The organism is Allocoleopsis sp. (assembly GCF_036703385.1).
Lineage (GTDB): Bacteria > Cyanobacteriota > Cyanobacteriia > Cyanobacteriales > Coleofasciculaceae > Allocoleopsis.
This window is the reverse complement of record NZ_DATNPA010000354.1, coordinates 1-4,119: the sequence shown is the minus strand read 5'-3', so window position 1 is coordinate 4,119 and position 4,119 is coordinate 1. Positions and strand designations below refer to the sequence as shown.

Here is a 4,119-nt window from a genome sequence, read left to right as displayed (position 1 = left end):
CGTAGAGCTGCTAGGCGCTGTTTCCGAAGCCAGAAATCGTCAGGGAATTGAAGAAGCTCACATTTTCGCGTTAGCCAGCTTGAACGAAGGCATCTCAGTCGCCATTATGGAAGCAATGGCAATGGAAACACCTGTAGTTGTGACGGATGTAGGCGGTAATTCCGAGCTGATCGATAACGGGGTTGATGGCATACTGGTACAACCCGAAAAACCCGAAGAAATGGCCGATCTCATAGCCAAGGTATTACAGGATAAAGAGTTTGCATTAAACCTAAGTCGTGCATCACGGAAAAAGATTGCGGAGAAATTTAACCATCGAATCAGCGCGCAAGAGTTGGCTCGGTGCTTGCACAAGGAAAAAGGTGGGTTAATCGACAATAAAGAAGCGAAGGAAATCGCGGTGGCTTAAATCGCTCAAATCACTCATTCCGTTTAATGAAAGACAACTAATCCAATTTCTTGCATAAATCCCAAAAAACCCAGTGATAAGTAACGTAGCTACATATCCAGGGATGACGTTTACCAGAGATTTCCCCGCCGTCGGGGCTACCTCGACGGCTCAAACGGCTCTCGTTTCCCATCCAGTTAGCCTTAGTCAATCGTGGGTTCCCAAACCAAGTTGTTATTTTGGATAAACGCCACAATAGCCTACAAGTCAGTTCTCAATTGCGTAAGTCAGGTCAGTCAGGTTGTAGCGATCGATACTGACCAATCGGGTCCCCAACCCTATGCTCACAGCCACAGGACTTGAGAAAATTCTATCGTTGGTGGCTTCACGTCAAGATCTACGGATGTTTCTACAGCAAATTCCAACACTTGCACTGATGTAGCGACAGGTCAATTAGCAACGACGAGACACTCTTACACCCTTCAAACAGGACTGACAAGGTAAGCCACAATGATGATTCAGAACATTGAACGTGCTCCTGACAGCGGCAATGCACTAGATAGAAAAACGAGTCGAACCAATCAAGGGTCAAATCAAGAGAAAATTGGCTACCTGATTCCGGAGTTCCCCGGACAGACTCATATCTGGATATGGCGGGAAATTTCCCACATGCGGGAGTGGGGCGTCCAAATCAAAGTTTTTTCAACCAAGCGCCCAGCGGAAGATATTCGAGCTCGCCACGCCTTTGCGAATTCCGCACAGGCAGAAACCTATTACTTATGGCCGCCCAGTCCGTTCCATCTATTAGCAACGCTGTTGTGGGTACTCTTCACGCGCCCCCTCGGTCTGGGAAAAGCGATTTGGCTCGCCTTCACGCTAGATGTGGAGGAACGCCCGAAGTGGCGTTCTACGTTGCCCCTCGTGTTGCCCGCTTGCATCTTAGCCCGCGAAGCCTGTGCCCAAGGGATTGACCACCTGCACTGCCATAGCTGCGCTAACTCGGCAATCCTCGCGATGATGCTCAAGCGCCTTAACGGCATTCCCTATTCTCTGAGTCTGAATGCCAATCTTGAGTGGTGGGGTGGGGCAATGACCGAGAAGCTGACAGAGGCCGAGTTTACAATGGCGGTGACAGAACAACTACTCGACCAGATTAGGCGGAAGTATCCCCATCTGCGCCAAGACCAAGCGTTGCTTGGGCATACCGGTGTAGATACGAAAAAATGGATACCTGTGGCTAAAGGGTCGAAAAAAGAGCATGAAGTATTCCAAGCGATTACAGTGGGTCGCCTGCATCACAGCAAAGGTCATGACTTGTTGATTCGAGCGATAAAACGCATTGTCGATGCAGGACAAGCCATCAAACTGACGGTGGTGGGAGCCGGGCCCGAGCGAGAGAACCTGGAAACTCTGGTCAGCCAACTCGATTTGTGTCAAGTCGTGCAGTTTACGGGTTCGCTCTCTGAAGACCAGATTATCGAACGCATGAAGCAATCCGATGTATTTGTCCTTGCCAGCCACGCAGAGCCGCTTGGTGTAGTCTACATGGAGGCTATGGCGATGGAGGTTCCAACAATTGGAACGGACGCCGGAGGTGTCCCAGAAATCATCTCGACGAGTCATGATGGTCTGCTAGTTCCACCCGGTGACGAGAAAGCCTTGGCAGAGGCAATTGAATCTCTGATGAAGAATCCGGAACTGCGGCACAAACTGGCACGCAATGGCCGTCGAACAGTTATCCAGCGCTTTGACAGTCGAATTAGTGCAGCGACGTTACACCAGCAGCTTCTAGGTAGTCTACCGAAGGGCTATCAGCAACCGCTTTCGACTACCCCCCCCTACTCCACTTCGTCCTGAAACGACTTCGCGGCTCAGTACTGCGTTGTTCCATACGCGCTGGTTCCATTAGGCATAATCGCTAGACTTAAGTCTGCCCCGTTCAGATTGGTCTTGTTCAGGACTGCCTTGGATAAGTCGGCGTAGCGTAAAACAGCATTACTCAAATTCGTACCCGTTAAATTGGCTTCGGTCAGATGTGCGCCAACTAAACTGGCATGACTCATGTTGGCACGCTCTAGCTTAGCTCCCGTCAAATCTGCATCTCGCAACTCAGTACGTTTTAAAATCGCCGTGCTTAAATTAGCCTTAGTCAAGTTGGTATTTAAGAGTTGAGCATCACTGAGATCGGCACCTTTCAAGTCGCTACTTTTAAAGTCAGCCCCATCTAAATCAGCATGGGTCAAGTTGGTTCCGTTAAGACGAGCACCACTCATTTTTGCATCTTTCAGTTTTGCGTTTGTCAGGTTGGCACGAGAAAGATCGCTATTTCTAAAGTCGGCTCCACTTAAGTCAGCTCCACTCAGATTTATAGCCGTGAGATTACATCCGACACACTTTTTCGTTTTCAGAATATGTTCAACATCTGCTTGCTTAGCTTTTAGCGATGGAATAACCTTTTGAGCCAAGGCACGGGACTTTTCAAATGATGGGCCAAGCTTGTCAGCTGGTGCAAAACGGATCGCCAGCGGTAAGGTGGCAGTAGCTAATAGCGTTAGGATAATCAAGACGACTTTTAAGTTCATACGCCAAAGCCAGCAGAGTTTGAATTGTGCTATCTATCCATCTACATTACTCGGGCGATGAATCCGAAGACAGGACTAGGAGCGTGAAGTTTTAGTCTGAGGCATTAAAGTTTTAGTTAAGGAAATTCTTGGTAACATTGAAAATTAGTTGCGCTTGACACGCTAAGGCGCGAAAAACGCTTCATTTAACTTGCTAGTCTGTAATAAATAGACCTTCTGTAGCTCTAAAACTGATATTCCGCTCGTTGGACTGGCACGCTGGATAGTTTTGAAGCAGGAATCAGGAGCGCATCACCTCTCTGGAGGCAACTGGGAATTAATCGGGATAGTCGAGCGACCCTGCTATCCGTTGCGATTTTTCTCGTCTCGTCAACAGCAAATTATTACCGGACAAGGGTTCAATCCCAGTCACGAAAAAAATTATCCCGATGTACCTTGAAAAGTGCGGAATTGAGTCTAGAGGTACGATTTTTCAGTTTCTGTGGGTGTGCATACCGATTTTAGAAAGTTCACGCGCCAGTTACCACGCTTCCGTGCTTGGAGCGGTTGAATATGAGCAGTGTCCCCTTAAGTAACGTTTTACTACCCGCTGTAGTTATTTCTAGTGCTGTCTTTTCTACCCTGACCGTACCGTTTGCTCTCATCAAATCCGAACCGGTATTCGTCGAAATACCGCCCTTTTTTAGTGGCGAAATTCAACCCATCTTCAATGGTCAGCATAAAGATGTCGCAATTCCCTACGTTGGATTTGCGATCGTAGTTAGCGTGGGAGCTGGCATTGCCAGCGTCGAGGTCAATCGGAGGTGGCAAGCCTACCGCGAATCCGCCCAAGCCCAAAAGCCCTTGTCAAATCTCCCCCCCATTTCTCCGGAAAAGGAAATACAACCAGAAAGCCAAGAACGGCCAGAATACCGACCAGAAGTTTCGGCAATAGACTTTTCCTCGAAGGCTGAACTCTTCAGGAGTTCATCACTCACGGATACCGACATCATCACTGAAGCAGAGAAGGCTGCTCTTGAAGAGTCTAAACCCATTTTTGATGATTCCGAACGGGTTGAACTTCAACCAACGATACTAGAACAGATACCAATACTAGATACCGTCTCTTCAAAAACAGATTTCTTCCAAGTCGCATTACAAAATGGCAAT

The 4,119-nt window shown here is 48.1% G+C and carries 5 protein-coding genes; 4 read left to right on the top strand and 1 reads right to left on the bottom strand.

The annotated features are described in order from the left end of the window. On the top strand, positions 1–409 hold a 409-nt coding region (locus tag V6C93_RS17580), incomplete at its 5' end, for a glycosyltransferase family 4 protein (RefSeq protein ID WP_333477968.1). 489 nt (positions 410–898) lie between these two features. Continuing rightward, on the top strand, positions 899–2,245 hold the full coding sequence (locus V6C93_RS17575) for a glycosyltransferase family 4 protein (RefSeq protein WP_333477967.1): 1,347 nt from the start codon (positions 899–901) through the stop codon (positions 2,243–2,245). Between the two features lie 14 nt (positions 2,246–2,259). On the opposite strand, the gene V6C93_RS17570 is transcribed toward V6C93_RS17575, so the two are convergent. Continuing rightward, a complete protein-coding gene (locus V6C93_RS17570; RefSeq protein WP_333477966.1) occupies positions 2,260–2,970 on the bottom strand; it encodes a pentapeptide repeat-containing protein in 711 nt (236 codons plus the stop codon). 268 nt (positions 2,971–3,238) lie between these two features. On the opposite strand from V6C93_RS17570, the gene V6C93_RS17565 reads away from it, so the two are divergent. Both V6C93_RS17565 and V6C93_RS17560 read left to right on the top strand, forming a co-directional pair. Further along, positions 3,239–3,409: a hypothetical protein gene (locus tag V6C93_RS17565; RefSeq protein WP_333477965.1), complete on the top strand. Its 171-nt coding sequence runs from the start codon at positions 3,239–3,241 to the stop codon at positions 3,407–3,409. Positions 3,410–3,522: 113 nt separating this feature from the next. Then, positions 3,523–4,119, top strand: a 597-nt coding sequence (locus V6C93_RS17560; protein WP_333477964.1) for a TetR family transcriptional regulator, incomplete at its 3' end; no start/stop codon positions are given.